At 63.6% G+C, this 16,008-nt stretch carries 20 protein-coding genes; 14 read left to right on the top strand and 6 right to left on the bottom strand.

Translation table 11 applies throughout. The features are described from left to right. Nucleotides 1–50: 50 nt before the first annotated feature. On the bottom strand, nucleotides 51–950 hold the full coding sequence (locus IT775_RS14925) for a CPBP family intramembrane glutamic endopeptidase (protein ID WP_212701916.1): 900 nt from the start codon (nucleotides 948–950) through the stop codon (nucleotides 51–53). A gap of 8 nt (nucleotides 951–958) precedes the next feature. Beyond that, nucleotides 959–1,852 (bottom strand): CPBP family intramembrane glutamic endopeptidase, encoded by an 894-nt coding sequence (locus IT775_RS14920; protein WP_212701915.1) that lies wholly within the window; start codon nucleotides 1,850–1,852, stop codon nucleotides 959–961. 198 nt (nucleotides 1,853–2,050) lie between these two features. On the opposite strand from IT775_RS14920, the gene IT775_RS14915 reads away from it, so the two are divergent. The 3 genes from IT775_RS14915 to IT775_RS14905 are packed head-to-tail and all read left to right on the top strand — an operon-like array spanning nucleotide 2,051 to nucleotide 4,117. Then, nucleotides 2,051–2,902 carry a hypothetical protein gene (locus IT775_RS14915; protein WP_212701914.1) on the top strand — a complete coding sequence of 284 codons (852 nt, stop codon included), beginning with the start codon at nucleotides 2,051–2,053 and terminating at the stop codon, nucleotides 2,900–2,902. Between the two features lie 58 nt (nucleotides 2,903–2,960). After that, on the top strand, nucleotides 2,961–3,728 hold the full coding sequence (locus tag IT775_RS14910) for a DUF6478 family protein (protein WP_425519555.1): 768 nt from the start codon (nucleotides 2,961–2,963) through the stop codon (nucleotides 3,726–3,728). A gap of 11 nt (nucleotides 3,729–3,739) precedes the next feature. Continuing rightward, entirely contained in the window at nucleotides 3,740–4,117 is a 378-nt protein-coding gene (locus IT775_RS14905; protein WP_212701912.1) for a hypothetical protein, read from the top strand. Between the two features lie 45 nt (nucleotides 4,118–4,162). Here the strand turns inward: IT775_RS14905 and IT775_RS14900 are convergent, their stop codons facing one another. Continuing rightward, nucleotides 4,163–5,158: a hypothetical protein gene (locus IT775_RS14900; RefSeq protein ID WP_212701911.1), complete on the bottom strand. Its 996-nt coding sequence runs from the start codon at nucleotides 5,156–5,158 to the stop codon at nucleotides 4,163–4,165. A 139-nt stretch (nucleotides 5,159–5,297) separates the two neighbouring features. Here IT775_RS14900 and IT775_RS14895 point away from each other — a divergent pair, with 139 nt between their 5' ends. From IT775_RS14895 to IT775_RS14865, 7 genes are all read left to right on the top strand, one after another. Further along, nucleotides 5,298–5,630, top strand: coding sequence for an ArsR/SmtB family transcription factor (locus IT775_RS14895; RefSeq protein WP_212701910.1), 333 nt, complete (start codon nucleotides 5,298–5,300; stop codon nucleotides 5,628–5,630). A 9-nt stretch (nucleotides 5,631–5,639) separates the two neighbouring features. Then, on the top strand, nucleotides 5,640–6,146 hold the full coding sequence (locus IT775_RS14890; protein WP_212701909.1) for an arsenate reductase ArsC: 507 nt from the start codon (nucleotides 5,640–5,642) through the stop codon (nucleotides 6,144–6,146). Continuing rightward, nucleotides 6,143–6,832: an aquaporin gene (locus IT775_RS14885; RefSeq protein ID WP_212701908.1), complete on the top strand. Its 690-nt coding sequence runs from the start codon at nucleotides 6,143–6,145 to the stop codon at nucleotides 6,830–6,832. The genes IT775_RS14890 and IT775_RS14885 overlap by 4 nt, the downstream gene beginning before the upstream one ends. Continuing rightward, the gene (gene arsC, locus IT775_RS14880; RefSeq protein WP_212701907.1) at nucleotides 6,829–7,251 is read left to right on the top strand and encodes an arsenate reductase (glutaredoxin); all 423 of its coding nucleotides are present in this window, start codon (nucleotides 6,829–6,831) and stop codon (nucleotides 7,249–7,251) included. Before IT775_RS14885 ends, arsC begins: the two co-directional genes overlap by 4 nt. Continuing rightward, entirely contained in the window at nucleotides 7,226–7,960 is a 735-nt protein-coding gene (arsH, locus tag IT775_RS14875; protein ID WP_444814658.1) for an arsenical resistance protein ArsH, read from the top strand. The genes arsC and arsH overlap by 26 nt, the downstream gene beginning before the upstream one ends. Nucleotides 7,961–7,986: 26 nt before the next feature. After that, entirely contained in the window at nucleotides 7,987–8,289 is a 303-nt protein-coding gene (locus IT775_RS14870) for a monooxygenase (protein WP_212701906.1), read from the top strand. A gap of 292 nt (nucleotides 8,290–8,581) precedes the next feature. Further along, the gene (locus IT775_RS14865) at nucleotides 8,582–10,606 is read left to right on the top strand and encodes an NADPH-dependent 2,4-dienoyl-CoA reductase (RefSeq protein ID WP_212701905.1); all 2,025 of its coding nucleotides are present in this window, start codon (nucleotides 8,582–8,584) and stop codon (nucleotides 10,604–10,606) included. Nucleotides 10,607–10,710: 104 nt separating this feature from the next. Here the strand turns inward: IT775_RS14865 and IT775_RS14860 are convergent, their stop codons facing one another. Next, on the bottom strand, nucleotides 10,711–11,058 hold the full coding sequence (locus tag IT775_RS14860; protein WP_212701904.1) for an antibiotic biosynthesis monooxygenase family protein: 348 nt from the start codon (nucleotides 11,056–11,058) through the stop codon (nucleotides 10,711–10,713). Beyond that, nucleotides 11,055–11,378, bottom strand: coding sequence for an NIPSNAP family protein (locus IT775_RS14855; protein WP_212701903.1), 324 nt, complete (start codon nucleotides 11,376–11,378; stop codon nucleotides 11,055–11,057). Before IT775_RS14855 ends, IT775_RS14860 begins: the two co-directional genes overlap by 4 nt. Nucleotides 11,379–11,452: 74 nt before the next feature. Here IT775_RS14855 and IT775_RS14850 point away from each other — a divergent pair, with 74 nt between their 5' ends. From IT775_RS14850 to IT775_RS14835, 4 genes are all read left to right on the top strand, one after another. Next, nucleotides 11,453–12,148 (top strand): ArsR/SmtB family transcription factor, encoded by a 696-nt coding sequence (locus tag IT775_RS14850; protein WP_212701902.1) that lies wholly within the window; start codon nucleotides 11,453–11,455, stop codon nucleotides 12,146–12,148. Nucleotides 12,149–12,215: 67 nt separating this feature from the next. After that, the gene (locus tag IT775_RS14845) at nucleotides 12,216–13,124 is read left to right on the top strand and encodes an AEC family transporter (protein ID WP_212701901.1); all 909 of its coding nucleotides are present in this window, start codon (nucleotides 12,216–12,218) and stop codon (nucleotides 13,122–13,124) included. A 177-nt stretch (nucleotides 13,125–13,301) separates the two neighbouring features. Further along, nucleotides 13,302–14,207, top strand: a complete 906-nt coding sequence (locus tag IT775_RS14840; protein WP_212701900.1) for a LysR family transcriptional regulator — start codon at nucleotides 13,302–13,304, stop codon at nucleotides 14,205–14,207. Between the two features lie 200 nt (nucleotides 14,208–14,407). Further along, nucleotides 14,408–15,217 (top strand): class I SAM-dependent methyltransferase, encoded by an 810-nt coding sequence (locus IT775_RS14835; protein ID WP_212701899.1) that lies wholly within the window; start codon nucleotides 14,408–14,410, stop codon nucleotides 15,215–15,217. 170 nt (nucleotides 15,218–15,387) lie between these two features. Here IT775_RS14835 and IT775_RS14830 read toward each other — a convergent pair whose 3' ends face one another. After that, nucleotides 15,388–15,801, bottom strand: a complete 414-nt coding sequence (locus IT775_RS14830; RefSeq protein WP_246525616.1) for a c-type cytochrome — start codon at nucleotides 15,799–15,801, stop codon at nucleotides 15,388–15,390. Between the last annotated feature and the right edge of the window lie 207 nt (nucleotides 15,802–16,008).

Below are 16,008 nucleotides of genomic sequence, written 5' to 3'. Positions count from 1 at the left end.
GTTGGCCTCGTTTAGAGGTGTCAGATAAGCCTGCTGCGGCGGAAATGCAATCAGCGCCTTAACGCCAGACGCGCCGCAAGCCACATCACCAGCAATGTTCCCAGTTCGATGGCAAGGCCAAGCGAGGGGAATGGCTCGGCCCCGGCCGAGGGCGGCAACAGGTCGGGGCTGGGCGGGAACAGGAGCAGCGCCAGCCCCGAATCCGGTGCACCGCGTTCGGCGAAGAACAGGAAGGCATAGATGTTGTTGGCCAGATGGAACCCGATCGCCGCGCCAAGCGTTCCGCTTCGCGCGGTCAGGTCGGAAGCGATCACGCCGAAGAAGAACGCCCAGATCACGTATTCCATCGCGTCGACCGGATCGCTGCCGCTTTCCCAATGGGCGGCGGCGAACAGCAGATTGGGCACGATCATCCAGACCCAGGGCGAAGCGAACCGCGCCGCCAGCTGTTGCTGGATATAGCCGCGATACAGCAGTTCTTCGGCGGCTGTCTGCACCGTCAGTCCTGCGATGGCCAGCGGCAGAAGTAGCAGCCAGCGCCCGATCCCGAGCGTTTCAGCCCCGAGGGTGGACCAGTATGGCGGCAGGATTTCGATCAGCAGAAAGACGCCAAGCCCCGCGAACAGCGCCAGCACGAAGCCCTCACGCGCGGGCCCGGCCGGTCCGATCAGGCTCATCGGAGGCCGGAAATTCAGGCGCCGGGCGACCAGCATCACCGACCCGCCAAGCAGCGCGAAGCTGAACAGCTGTGCCAGCAGACCGGCGGCGGTCGTCCCGTAATAATAGGAGTCGGCGAATTCGGGCGGGAGCGAAGCGAGCACCGCGCCCACCACATCCAGCCCCAGCCCATAGAGCATTTCGATCGCGATCACGCCGAAGATCAGCCGATAGAGTTCGGGCGTCAGCCGCGCGGTGGCGATATAGGCGGAATGGGGACGATAGGATTGCATGCGGTCCCCTAACGCCGCAGCGCCAGCCGCGCGGCCAGCCAGCTGACAAAGAGAACGCCAAGATCGGTCAGCAGCAGCGGTTTCACCGTTTCCGGATCGGCCAGATCGATCGGCAGATGATAAAGCGACAGTCCCGACAGGGTGTCATCCTGAGAAAACACCAGGATCGCCCATGCGTTCACAGAGACATGCAGCGCGATAGCCGGGCCCAGCGTGCCCGCCCGCGCGGTCAGGTCCGAGGCGGCCAGCGAAAACGCCGCCGCCCAGCCGATGAAGAGCCAGGCATTGGGCCCGGCATCGGGCCGGTAATGCAGCAGGCCGAACAGCAATGCGGGGACCAGCATCCAGATCCACGGTGAGCCGAACCGCGCGGCGAGCTGTTGCTGGACATAGCCGCGGAACACCAGCTCTTCGGCGCTGGTCTGAAGCAGCAGCACGGGCAGGGCCAGTGGCAGCAGCAGCACCCAAGTGCCAAGAGTATGTTGCGGGACAAGCCCGGTGGGCCATCCGGCGGGCGGCAGCATCCAGATCGCCAGCAACACCAGCGCCAGCATCCTCAATACCAGCCATCCCTGCCGCAGCGCCAGCCCGGGTGGCCCCAGCAATGTCAGCGGCGAACGTTTGTGCAACCGGTGCGCCACGGCGGAGATCGCGACGGACAGGAACGCGAAGCTGCCCAGCAGGTAAAGCGTTCCCGCCGGGCTGTTGCCGTCTTCGGTCATGGTTCTGAACCGGAAATAGCCATCGTCGCTCAGTGTCGCCAAGGCGATCGCATCGATGGCCAGAACCAGACCGATATAGATCACGGCCGCCATGATGAGGCCGACGACGAGCCGCCATGGCTCGGCCCGGGGCCGGGCCGGGCTGACGAAAGCCCCGTGGGCGGAATAGTCTGGGTGCATGCCTGTGGTCCCGGCGGCGGCGTCAAATGAATTGCTCTTGCCGCGATCATAGGGGGGAATGGCGCGCCGGAACAGGGGCGCGATGCGACAAACGGACTTGTGCGGTTGCGGTGCCTTGGCTATCCCGAAGGAAAACCATGCGGCGGTGTCCGGCGAACCGGCCCGCGACAGTCATGGCATCGGGGGATGGCAGGATACATGATCGATGGCACGGCCAAATCCGCATTGCGTGTGATCGCTCTGGGTGTTTCGCTGTTGTCGCTGTCGGGGTGTCTGTCGATTGCCGGTTTGCCGGATAACGCGGAAGAAGAACCGGACCTGGGTTTGCACCGTGCCGAACTGGCCGGGGGGGACGTGGTGGTGGTGCCGCCACAGGGATATTGCATCGAGAAGGAAACCCTGCGCATCCGGGCGACCGGTGGTTTTGCCCTGCTGGCCAGCTGCGAAACGCTCACCGGCTATGTCAGCGGCTATGATGTTGAACCCCTGGTGCTGACCGTCACGGCGGTGCCGCGCCAGTCGGAGGCGCCGGAACCCGACGCCGAGGAAATCGCCGCCGCGCTGGGCGACCGCACGGTACTGCGCCGGGTGCATGGCGACGGTTTGACCATCGTGCAGGTGATGGCGTCCGAAGGGCTGACCCCGCAGGACGACCCGCGCCACTGGCGGGCGATGATGGTGCTGAACGGCAAGATGGTGGGGCTGGCGCTGTATGGCCCCAGAGGCAGCGCGGTGACCGCGGAAAAGGGGCTGACCATGCTGAACTGGCAGGCCGAGCGGCTGCGCGAGGAAAGCCCGCAAATGCCGCATGCCTACGGGCCGCTGGCCGGGACCGATCCGGTGCTGGCGGCCGGCCCGGCCGCCGCCGGCGATGCTGCCGCCAAGACCGGCGCGGCGGTCATTTCAGGGCCGGACATCGCAGCCGATACGCTGGCGCCGATCCGGCCGGGGACCCGGCCCGGCACATGGAATGGCGCGGAAGCCGGCACCGCCCCGGGAGGGCGCAAGCGCCGGGGCATGAAAAAAATCTTTGCGGATTTGTTTAGTTGATCCCTAATCGGTAGAACAGAGCGAGAGCAGTCAGAATGAGGCCGGAAACATGGCAGGCTTGAGCAGCCTCAGATTCCTCAGGGAACTTGTCGCCAAGCGTGTTCTGCGCCGCTGGGCGAAGGCCGCGCGTGACGCGAAGGACACCGACCTGCCGGTCCTGCGGCGACAGCGGAGCGTGGCGCGGGACCTGCGATTTCACCTCAACGAACTGATCCACGTGGCCGACAGCCGACTGGCGTTGCCGGTGATCGGATCGACCAGTTTCCGAAAACCGCAGGGGGCGGACTGGGCGTGGCGGCCGCAGCTGTGGCGCGGGCCGCTTCCGGTATCGGGCATGTCCACGGTGCAGAGCAAAAGCCGGCTCGGCGACGAGGTGACGCTGTTTCATGACTGCGCCTTTTCCGAACTGACCCTGCGCCAGCTGCGCAACACGCGCGAAGCCGACCTGGCGCCGTTCGGGCTGCGGATGGACGTGTTCAAGTTCGACGGATCATTCCTGTCCGTCGTGATCGACCTGCCGCCGGAAGCGGTACATGGATTGAAGCGGCGGCATCTTCTCAGGATGGACACGATCGTGGAAATGGAAAAGCCGCTGGAGATCTTCGCGCGGCTGAACATCCGCCACGGCCCCAATACCGAACAGATCGTGCGCGAACTGCCGCTGCACGAAGAGGACATCATGGTCGAATTCGACCTTGCCTATACCAAGATGAACGAAAAGCGGGTGGAACGGGCCTGGCTCGACCTCATTTTCGAAGGTCCCGAGATGAACCAGGTCATCCTGCGGGACCTGACATTCAGCCGCCGCCCCCGGGCCGAGCTGTAAGGAGCGACGCGATGAGCGAACTGACACTGACCAAGACGCGCTTGTTCGAAGGGGTTTGGGAAGGCGTGCTGAGCAGCGGCGCCAAGTCCCGTACCCCGCCGCAGATCGAAGTGACCCATCTGGAAAAGAAGCTGCAGGGGGTGGAACTGGTCGAGGGCGACGCGCCGGGGCGCTGGCTGCTGCGGGTGCCGATCCCGGCCGCGCTGTTGTCGGACGGGGTGCAGAGTTTTCTGATCCGTGATGCCGACAGCGGCGAAACGCTGGACAGCTTTTCGATCCTCGCGGGCGAAGCGCTGGCCGACGATATCCGCGCCGAGATCACGCTGCTGCGCGAAGAGCTGGACATGCTGAAACGCGCGTTCCGGCGGCATTGCCTGGAAACGATGTAGCGTTTTTGTCGGGCATCCCGTCCGGAACAGTCGGGTATGGTGGCGTCAAACGGGATCGAACCACGCCCTGACCATAAGGGAGCGGGGCTGCCATGACGCCCTGATGTCATAGACATAGTACCAGACGCCGTCCTGGGACATGGTTTTCCAGACCTCGATATTGTCGCGCCGGTAGCGGCCTTCGCCTCGCCTTGCGGCGGTGCTGTGCAGGCCATCTTCGCCGCCATAGCCGAAGACGATCGAATGGGAATAGACCTTGATCACGGCCAGTCGCCGGAAGCGGTATTGCGCGGCGTCCTGCGTGATCCGTGCCTTCAAGGTTTCCCAATCAGGGCCGCGAAGCTGGGGATCATCGGCAAAGTCTGTTGCGACTTCGTCGAATATCTGCTGCATGAAGGCGATCTCGGCGGCATAGTGGCTTTCCAGCCGCGCGATGTCCTGTGACGGGATCGGTTGGTCGAACAGGTCGTCATAGTCGATTATCGCCGCCGCCATCACGACCATGCCCAGCACATTCGCGGCCAGGAAGACCGCCGCCGCCCGCAAGGTGATCCGGACCTTGCGGAGACGCGCGATGAACGGCAGTTCGATCACCGTGTCCACGATGGAAACCCCGATCAGCGTGACGATCAGTTCGATCGCGGCGCTGCCGCCGTTCGTTGCCAGCACCAAAGGCGCCACGAATGGATAAAGCAATCCGCCCAGTACCGGGTAGAGGATGATGCCCAGTATCAGGCTGAAACCGTTGGCGAGGATCGAGGTCATCACCGATACCTTCGCGCCGAATGCATAAATCCGTTGCAGCGCGATGGCCTCGATCAGGATGACGATGACAAGGATCGGAAAGGCATTGAACTTCAGCATAGAGATGACGAGGAACATCGGGATGTCGGCGCGTGCCGCCGTCGCCGTCAGGCTCAGGCCCGCCGACAGTAGGAACAGGGCGGCAAAGGGGCCGCGGGCGAACCGCCGCGGAACACCCTGGCCGGACCGTGCGAGGTGCATCCGCAAAAGCACCATTAGGCGAGAAGCGAAATCCATGCCCCATTCAACAGGGCCGGGCGGGCGCCGCGCCTTGCGTTGGGTCAAGTGCGTGCGCCGTATACTGTCATAAAAAATTCACGGGTTGCTCGGGGCAGATCGCTTGCTTGGCGGCAGTTGCATCGATATATCGTGAAATATGGATAAGACAAAAACACTCGCTGCCTTTGCCGCCCTGTCGCAGGCCAGCCGGCTGGATGCCTTTCGCCTTCTGGTCAAGGCCGGAACCAAGGGCATGGCGGCAGGCGAAATCTCGGACGCTCTGGGCGTGAAGCAGAACACCATGTCGGCCAACCTGTCGGTGCTGTTTCAGGCCGGATTGGTGCGCAATGCCCGCGAAGGACGCTCGATCCGATATTTCGTCGACATGGACGGGCTGCGCGCGATGCTGACGTTCCTGATGGAGGACTGTTGCGGCGGCGAACCCGATCTGTGCCGTCCGGTTCTGGATGCCATTGCCTGCGATTGCTGAGGGAAAGCGATGACAGATATCAAAGACGTGCTGTTTCTGTGCACGGGGAATTCCGCCCGCTCGGTTCTGGGCGAAGTGTTGGTGAACGAGTTGGGAAAGGGCCGGTTCAGGGCCTATTCGGCGGGGTCTCAGCCCACCGGCACGCCCAACCCCTTCGCCATCGATCTGCTGAATGGGCTGGGATATGACACCAGCTATGTCAGGTCGAAAAGCTGGGATGAATTTTCCGGTGCCGATGCGCCGGTGATGGATTACGTCATCACCGTCTGCAGCAGTGCCGCCGGGGAAACCTGCCCCTACTGGCCCGGCGCGCCGGTTGGCGCCCATTGGGGCATCCCCGACCCGGCAGGCGCCGGTGAGACGGAGGCGGAAAACCGCGAAGCGTTCCGCGTGGCCTATGGCCGGATGAGACAGCGGGTCGAGGCCTTCCTCGCCTTGCCGCTGGGCCGGATGAACCTGGCCGAACAGAAGGTCGCGCTGGCCAAGATCGGGGCGGAATCGGAGGGCGCGGCGTGAAACACGATCTGGCGCGTCGCCTGCTGGCCGAGGCGCTTGGCACCTGTATTCTGGTTTGCACAGTGGTCGGGTCCGGCATCATGGCCGAAACCCTGACCGACGACGTGGCGCTTGCGCTCTTGGGCAACACCATCCCGACCGGTGCGATCCTTGTCGTGCTGATCACCATTCTGGGACCGGTATCCGGAGCGCATTTCAATCCCGCCGTATCTCTGGTCATGGGGATGAAGGGCGTTCTGAAATGGGTGGAATTCCTGCCTTACGTGATGCTGCAATCGATCGGCGCGATCCTGGGCAGCATTATCGCCCATGTCATGTTCGACCAGTCGGTGCTGCAATATTCCACCCATCTGCGCAGCGGCGGGGCGCAATGGTTTTCCGAAGGGGTGGCTACGTTCGGGCTGCTGCTGACCATCCTGGGCGGTGTGCGCTACAAGGTCGAAGCGGTCGCGTGGCTGGTAGGGCTGTACATCACCGCGGCCTATTGGTTCACCGCTTCGACGTCCTTCGCCAACCCCGCCGTCACCATCGGACGCGCTTTTACCGATACCTTCGCGGGGATCTATCCGGGTCATGTTCCCGGGTTCATCGCGGCGCAGATCGTCGGGGCGCTGATCGGGCTGGCCGTCGGTGCCGTCCTGTTCGTACCCGACCGCGATCCCGTTACCGGAAGGAAAGCCGCATGAGCGTCGTCATTCATCACAACCCTGACTGTGGCACCTCGCGCAACGTGCTCAATATCATCCGCAAGGCGGGCTATGAGCCGACGGTGATCGAGTATCTGGAAACCGGCTGGACCCGACCGCAACTGTTGGCGCTGTTCGCCGCCGCCGACCTGACCCCGCGCAAGGCGCTGCGGACCACCAAGTCGCCCGCCGAGGAACTGGGCCTGCTGGACCCGTCGGTGCCCGACGAGGTGTTGCTGGAAAAGATGCTGGAACATCCGGTTCTGGTGAACCGGCCCATCGTCTGCACACCCAAGGGCGTCAAGCTGTGCCGCCCGTCCGAAACGGTGCTGGACCTACTGGAAAACTGGCCCGGCGGTCCGCTTTGCAAGGAAGACGGCCAGATAATTCTGAATGAAAATGGAGACCGCGTTGACTGATACGCCGAATATCGAAGAGCAAAGCTTCCACCCGATTGACGAAGAGAGCCTGTTCCCGGCCGAACGCGCCACGCACAAGCCGCGTATCCTGCTGCTTTACGGATCGCTGCGCGACCGGTCCTATTCCCGCCTGATGGTCGAGGAAGCGGCGCGAATCCTGGAACGGTTCGGTTGCGAGACGAAGATCTTCAACCCCTCCGGCCTGCCGCTGACCGACGATGCGACGGCGGAACACCCCAAGGTGCAGGAATTGCGCGACATGGTGATGTGGTCCGAAGGCATGGTGTGGTGTTCGCCCGAACGTCACGGCGCGATGACCGGCATCATGAAAACGCAGATCGACTGGCTTCCACTGGCCCCGATCGGCGGCATCCGTCCGACGCAGGGCAAGACACTGGCGGTGATGCAGGTCTGCGGCGGATCGCAGAGCTTCAACGTGGTCAACCAGCTGCGTATCCTCGGTCGCTGGATGCGGCTGATCACCATTCCGAACCAATCCTCGGTGCCCAAGGCATTCCACGAATTCGACGAAGAGGGCCGGATGCTGCCCGGACCGTTCTACAACCGCGTGGTGGACGTGATGGAGGAGCTGGTGAAATTCACCCTTCTGACCCGCAGCCAGTCGGGGTATCTGACCGACCGTTATTCGGAACGGGTGGAAAGCCTTGAAGAGTTGTCGAAACGGGTGAACATGAAATCCGCGACCTGAGCGCGGATTTCTGTTAACCTTATTATATGATTACAGAGATCGTGACATTCGACCTGCCCGAGGGCATGAGCCGCGAAGAGGTTCTGGCCAGATACGAAGCCACCCTCCCGCGCTGGCGCGCCAACGCGGACCTGATCCGCAAGACCTATCTGTATGATCCCGCCGGTAATCGCGGTGGCGGGATCTACCTTTGGCCGTCGGTGGCGGCGGCGAAGGCCGCGCATGATGCCGACTGGTGCAGGATGGCCGAGGAAACCTATGGCAGCGCGCCGCGTTTCGACTATTTCGAGACGCCGCTGATCGTGGAAAACGACGTCGACGAAAGCTGATGCGGCGCCCGGCGCCCGGCGCGCCGGTGTTGAGTTCTTTCGCAATGGCGCCGCCGGAAAATTTGAGTGACCTTTCATATCCACGCGGAGGGCAGATCCCGGCGCGGGTGGGGGTGAAGCCCCCGCCCATGGCGGCGGTCGGGGGCTGCCCGGCCTGAAGCCGGGCGGGCGATCCAGCCGGGGAGCTGATCTCGTGTCCCAGTTTTGCCGGATACTGGCCTTTACGCTGCGTTTGGGATGACAAGTCCATCGCTCTCTGGCCAGATGCGGTCCGAATGCAGGGAGGCACCTCATGACCACATATCCGCACCTACTGGCCCCGCTCGACCTGGGCTTCACCACGCTGAAGAACCGCGTGCTGATGGGATCGATGCATACCGGACTGGAAGAAACCAAGGACTGGAACCGGGTCGCCGAATTCTACGCCGCGCGGGCCCGTGGCGGGGTCGGCTTGATGGTCACCGGCGGTATCGGGCCGAACCTCGAAGGATCGGTTCTGCCCGGCGCCTCGATGATGGTCAGCGACGAGGACGTGGCGAACCACAAGGTCATCACCGGCGCGGTGCATGACGCGGGCGGCAAGATCGCGATGCAGATCCTGCATGCGGGCCGCTATGCCTATGGGCCGAAATGCGTGGCGCCTTCGGCGATCAAATCGCCGATTTCGCCCTTCCCGCCGACCGAACTGGATGAGGTCGGGATCGAGAAGCAGATCGGGGATATCGTCAACGCCGCCGTGCTGGCCCGCAAGGCCGGGTATGACGGGGTCGAGATCATGGGATCGGAGGGCTATTTCCTCAACCAGTTCCTCGTCACCCACACCAACAAGCGGGAGGACCGCTGGGGCGGGTCCTATGAAAACCGGATGCGGCTGCCGATCGAGGTGGTGCGCCGCACGCGTGAAGCCGTTGGAACCGATTTCATCATCATCTACCGGCTGTCGATGATCGATTTGGTGCCCAACGGATCGACCCATGAAGAGGTCGTGCAACTGGCGCAGGAGATCGAGAAAGCCGGCGCCACGATCATCAACACCGGCATCGGCTGGCACGAAGCACGGGTGCCGACCATCGCCACTTCCGTTCCCCGTCGCGCCTTTGCCTGGGTGACGAAGAAACTGATGGGCAAGGTCGGTATCCCTGTCGTGACCTCGAACCGGATCAACATGCCGGACGTGGCCGAGGGCGTGCTGGCCGAAGGCTGCGCCGACATGGTGTCGATGGCGCGCCCGCTGCTGGCGGATGCCGATTTCGTGGTCAAGGCCGAGGCCGGGCAGGCCGATCACATCGCGCCCTGTATCGGCTGCAACCAGGCCTGTCTGGATCACACCTTCGGCGGCAAGCTGACCTCCTGTCTGGTCAACCCGCGCGCCTGCCATGAAACCGAACTGGCCATCGTGCCCGCCGAGCGGCCGAAAAGCATCGGTATCGTCGGCGCAGGACCGGCCGGGTTGTCGGCGGCGCTGACCGCCGCCGAACGCGGCCATGCGGTGACCCTGTTCGACCGCGCCGGCCGGATCGGCGGGCAGCTGAATATGGCGCGTCAGGTGCCGGGGAAAGAAGAATTCAACGGGCTGGTCGACTGGTTCGAAACGATGGTGGCGGGGGCCGGGATCACGGTGAAGCTGGGTACCGAGGCCGGGGTGGATGACCTGAAAGGCTTCGACGAGGTGATCATCGCCACCGGCGTGATCCCGCGCGATCCCGGTATCCCGGGGCAGGACCGTGACAACGTGCTGAACTATATCGACGTGCTGCGCGACAAGGCCGAGGTCGGCCAGAAGGTCGCCATCATCGGTGCCGGCGGCATCGGCTTCGACGTGGCCGAATACCTGGTCACTGATGACAGCTCCACGCTGGATTTGCCGGAATGGATGAAGGAATGGGGCGTTGCCGACCCCGAGGTGGTGCGCGGCGGGCTGGCCCCGGAAGGGCCGCAGCCGGAACCGCCGGTCCGGCAGGTGACGCTGATGCAGCGCAAGGCCAAGGCCCTGGGCAAGGGGCTGGGCAAGACGACGGGCTGGATTCACCGCGCCGAGCTGAAGATGAAACAGGTCGAGATGATCGGCGGCGTGAATTACGAAAAGATCGACGATGCGGGCCTGCATATCAGCTTCGGCGAGGCGCGGGAAAACCCGCGCGTGATCGACTGCGACACCGTGGTCCTGTGCGCCGGGCAGCTCAGCGAGCGGTCGCTGGCCGATGCCTTGGAAGCCGAGGGCATCGCCTGCCACGTGATCGGCGGCGCCGATGTGGCGGCGGAGCTCGATGCCAAGCGGGCGATCAATCAGGGCACGCGACTGGCGGCGGCGCTTTAGTGAGGATGAGGGCAACCCGACCGCGCGGTCGGGTTGCCGCCCGGCGCGCGCCGGGCGGTTCCTGACGGGTTATGCACGCTGGCGCGCCGTGGAGGCAGGCGGGGTCATCCCCCATGCGCCGCTAAGCTGTCCTTCGGGGCGTCGGCCCGGTCGGTCATGCCGTAATCGCGCAGCACCTGTACCACTTTCAGACGGTAATCGGAAAAGATGCCCGCGCGGCCCCTGGCCTGCGCCACCCTGTGTTCGGCCAGGTTGCGCCATCGCTGCACCGCCTCTTCGTCGCGGAAGAAGGACAGCGACAGCATCTTGTCGGGGTTGGTCAGACTCTGGAACCGTTCGACCGAAATGAAACCGTCGACCTGTTCCAGCAACGGTTTCAGGTCGGCGGCGATATCGAGGTAGTCGGGCTTGCGCCCCTCGGCGATATGGACTTCGAAAACGATCGCGATCATGGCTGTTCTCCGTGCGGGGCCGAGGCCAGTTTGAAAAAGCAGCGGTCTTCACGCAACAGAAAGCCTTCGCGTTGAGCGAATTCGTAATTTTCCCGTCCCAGCGGATCGGCGGCCAGCCGGGCGCGGTAGGCTTCGTAATCGGCAAGGCTGGCGACGTTGTAGATGCCGTAGGCGAGGGTGGTGGACCCTTCTTGCGGGGCGTAATAACCGATCAGCTCGGCGCCGTTGCGCGGAATCGCCTGACCCCAGTTGCGGGCATAGGTTTCGAACTGCGCCTTCTTGGTCGGATCGATCTGATAGCGGATGATGCAGGTCAGCATGTCTGGTTTCCTTTGTGTTGGCATCGTTTCTATACCGGCTTGCCCGGATGGAATGCTTCGGCCATGATCGAACTATGAAAGAAGGCCCCGATATCGCCCGCATCGCCGCCCTGATCGGCGACCCCGCCCGCGCAAACATCCTAACCGCGCTGATGACCGGCAAGGCGCTGACTGCCAGCGAATTGGCGCAGGAAGCCGGGATCAGTCTGCAGACCGGCTCGGCCCATCTTGCCAAGCTGGAACAGGGCGGGCTGATTGCCATGCGCAAATCGGGACGGCACAAATATTTCCGGCTGGCCGGGGATGAGGTCGCCGGGGTGCTCGAGGCGCTGATGGGGCTGGCCGCCGGGGCCGGGCAGCTGCGCACGAGGACCGGGCCGCGCGATGTCGCGATGCGGCGGGCGCGGGTCTGCTACAACCACCTTGCCGGCGAAATGGGCGTGCGGATGTATGCCGCGATGCTGGAACGCGGGTACTTGCGGCAGCAGGGCGAGACGCTTCTGCTTACCTCTGAGGGTGAGGTGTTTGTCGGCTCTCTGGGCATCGACCTGGCCGGGCTGCCCCGCAGCAAGGCGCCGATGTGCCGTGAATGTCTGGACTGGAGCGCGCGTCAATCGCATCTGGCCGGGCGGCTGGGCCAGGCCATGCTGCGCCATTTCATCGCCCAAGGCTGGGCGCGGCGGGACAAGGGCAGCCGGGTGATCCGGTTCAACCCGGCGGGGACTGCTGCCTTCGACAAGCTGTTCGGCGCAAGGGCTGAACCGGATTGATCCCGGTGCTTTCTGCTTGTCCCTGCTGCGCCGGCGCCCTTAGATGCGGGGGCGTGCGGGGGGCATCATGGTTTTCATCTCTATCTTGTTGGGGCTGTTGCCCAGTTTCCTGATGGTGGGTCTGGGCGGGCTGATCCGTAACCGGTTGTCGGCGAACGCCTGGCAGGGGCTGGACCGGCTGAATTTCGAAATCCTGTTTCCGGCGCTGATCTTCGTCGCGGCGTCCAGCCGCCCGATCGCGCTGACCGACATGCTGAGCATCGGGCCGGCGGTCTGGGCGATCCTGCTGTTCGCGCTGTCGCTGGGATATCTGGCGCGGCGTTTCGGCCCCGACAGGTTCCGCGATTTCGCCGGCGCCTGGCAGACCGCATGGCGGTTCAACACCGCGCTTGGCTTCGTTGCGGTGGAAACGCTGTCGCCGGCACCGGTGGGCGAATTGGCGGTGGCGGTGGGCATGGCGATCCCGATGGCCAACCTGCTGGCCGTGACCGCGTTGTCGCGCGGCAGCGGTGATTGGCGGCAAACCGTGGTGAAAGTGGCGACCAACCCGTTCCTGATCGCCTCGGTTTCCGGCGTGCTGGTGGGGATCAGCGGAATCACGATTCCGGTTCCTGTCATGGCACCGCTGGAAATGCTGTCGCGCGCGGCGATCCCGGTGGCGCTGATTTCGGTGGGGGCGACGATGAACTGGGGCGCCTTGGCGCGGCTCGACCGGTTCAGCGCCATCATCGTGGCGACCAAGCTGATCGCCGCGCCCGCCGCCGCACTGGCGGCCTGCCTGATCCTGCAACCAAGCGAAGCGGTGGCGCGCACCCTGGTGCTGTTCGCCGCCCTGCCGACGGCATCCGCAGCGCATGTTCTGGCGGCCGGGTTCGGGGCGGACCGGGAATTGGCGGCGACGCTGGTGGCACAGTCGACGCTGCTGGCGGCGGCGACCCTGCCGCTGTGGATCACGGTAATCGCCTTGGTGCTTTGACGCATTGCGTCTTGGCGCGCCCTCGGTCTGTCCGATCCGTCAACGCATTGTTTCGTCGTTTCCGCGTCATTAACGATCCCTGACATTACCGCGATATTGTCCTGCGTCTGCCTCAGTGCTGCCCGATTTCAAACCGATACAGGGTTGCAAGGACGCAAACACGCGAAGGGTATGCAGATGGACCGCCTGACAGAAATGGAAGCTTTTGCCACGGTTGTGGATCAAGGTGGCTTTACCGACGCCGCGAAAAAGATGGGCATTTCGAAATCCGCCGTTTCGAAACATGTGTCCAGCTTGGAGGCGCGGCTTGGTGCCCGTTTGCTGAACCGCACGACCCGCCGCGTCAGCCCGACCGAAATCGGCCTGGCTTATTACGATCGCGCCCGCCGGGTGCTGACCGATGCAGGCGAAGCCGACGCGCTTGTTTCCTCGATGCAATCGGCGCCTTCGGGGCTGCTGCGGATCAGCGTCGCCACCGATTTCGGCGTCAATCACCTGAGCCCGATCCTCGGCGATTTCCTGTCCGATTTCCCCGACATCACCGTCAACATGGTGCTGAACAACCGCTACGTGGAACTGATCAGCGAAGGCTTCGACATGGCGATCCGCATCGGCGAACTGGAAGACAGCACGCTGCGCGCCCGCAAGCTGACCGAAACCACCAAGCGGATGATCGCGTCACCCGGCTATTTCGAAAAACACGGCCGGCCGCAGAAGATCGACGATCTGAACGAACACAAGCTCTTGCATTATTCCAACCAGTCGAACGGCAATGTCTGGAAGTTGACCGCGCCCTCTGGCGAAAAGCGGCAGGTGCGCACCGCCGGCTGGCTGAGCGTGAACGACGGCCAGTCGCTGCTGAACGCCGCCGTAGCCGGGCTGGGGATCGCCTATCTGCCCAGCTATCTTTATGCCGATGCGATGAAAAAGGGCCTGGTCGAGGACGTGATCCCCGATCTGCCGCAGGAAACCCAGGGCATCTACGCGGTTTACCCGCCGGGCCGGTTCACCCAGCCCAAGGTGCGCGCCTTCATCGATTTCCTGGCTCATCAGTTCGCCGATACCGGGCCGACCGACTGGTAAGTTTTTCCCCTCGCGTTTTCCAAGCGCCCCTGACCCCGGCTTCGGCCGGGGTTTTCTTTGGGCGCATGGCAGTCCAGCCGTTGCGTCCGGAGCTCAAGGCTGACGCGATTGGCCAATCGTGATATGCTTGAAATCAGCGCATACGATGATCGATCCGGGAAAATCCACATCCGCGAATGCGCGCATCAGGAGGCAAGCCGATGAGTCCGAAAACCGCAAAGCCGGTTGCCTTTGCCGACCGCTATCAATCCGTTCTGGTCCCCGTCATTTTCGAACACTGGGCCAGAGAACTGATACGCCGATCCGCGCCGCAGGCCGGTGAACATGTTCTCGATCTGGCATGCGGCACAGGCGTGGTGACGCGAGAGGTTGCGAAACTGGGCCTGAACCTTGGCAGCCAGGTTGCAGTCGATCACAGCGCCGACATGCTGAAGGTCGCGCGACGGCTTGGCAGCCCGGACGCGCATGACATCGAATGGCTGCAAGCGGCTGTGGGCGCGCTTCCTTTCGAAGATGGCAGGTTCGACCTGGCCTATTGTCAGCAAGCCCTGCAGTTTTTTCCTGACCGGTTGGCCGCACTTGGCGAACTGCACCGGGTGATGAAGAAAGGCGGCAGAGTGGCGTTCTGCGTACAACAAGGCCTTGCGGTCAATCCGATGCTGCGGGCGCAGGCCCGCGCCTTGGACAAACATGTAGGGGAGGGCGCCGGTTCCGCGGTTCGCGCGATTTGCGGATTGCCGGACGGGGACGAATTGCGCAGCCTTTTCGAAGATGCCGGTTTCACCGATATCGAGGTTGAAAGCGTGACCCTGAGCCTGCATCACCCCGACGCCAGGGCCTTTGCCGCCGGTGCGATGGGTGGCATGCATACGGGCGACAAGCTGTCGGGGCTTGACGGGGATCGCATCGACGCCGCCATCGAGGAATTCCTGACAGGGCTTGGCGACTGCTATGATGGCACAGCCATGCGCTTTCCACATGTTTCGAATGTCGTGCTGGCAACGGCCTGAAGCGCCCGGCGCCTGATCGCCGTGGCGCGCCGGTCCAATGCAGGATGGATTCCCGGCGTTTCGGCGGGCCGATGCCGACAGGAACAGGGCGCCCGCCCGGGCGCCCCTTTCGCAGGCCTCACGGCTGCGAAGGTAAGGTTTGTAAATCCCGACAGCGGTTCAGGAGAGGATCACTCCTGGATAGATCCCAGGTAGTAGGTCAGCGACAGGATGCGGCCCCGCACCACGAGTTCGCGTGACTCGGGCAGTTCGCTTTCGGCCTCCGACGCGCGCGCCGAAACCATGTAGCGATCCCCCCAAACCGGCATGTCGCCGCCGTGGAACTTGATCATGTCGCGGCCATCCACCACCCAGAGCACGTATTCAAACGGAAACTTTCCGTCCCCCTTGTCAGTCGTCAGCTTGGTCAGGTCATAGGGTTTGTTCGTCATCAGCCCCGACGCAGGCCCGTCGCCCTTGCCGGTTTCGCCATGACACCCGGCGCAGGCGATCATGTATTCTTCCCGGCCGGTTCGTTCTTCGGCAAGTCCCGCGGTTGCTAGCAGGCTGAATACCGTGCCTGCGGCTAGTATCGACTTGATCATAGTAATTCCTCCCATGAAACGGTCACCGGTTCGAAATGAAACCGTAAGGCAAAGTTTACCTGGGGTAAGTGGGGGCGCATTGACTTGCATCAACATCGCGCGGGCCGGTGGGGCTGCCACCAGAGCGGCCGGACCTTTGCAAAACTCCTGCAAGGTTTTGCGCCGATACCCCTTTGCGCCGGGCCGGGTCTCTGACATCTTGCCGGC

It is taken from the genome of Thalassovita aquimarina (assembly GCF_018219815.1).
Lineage (GTDB): Bacteria > Pseudomonadota > Alphaproteobacteria > Rhodobacterales > Rhodobacteraceae > Thalassobius > Thalassobius aquimarinus.
This window is presented reverse-complemented; position numbering and strand designations above follow the sequence as displayed.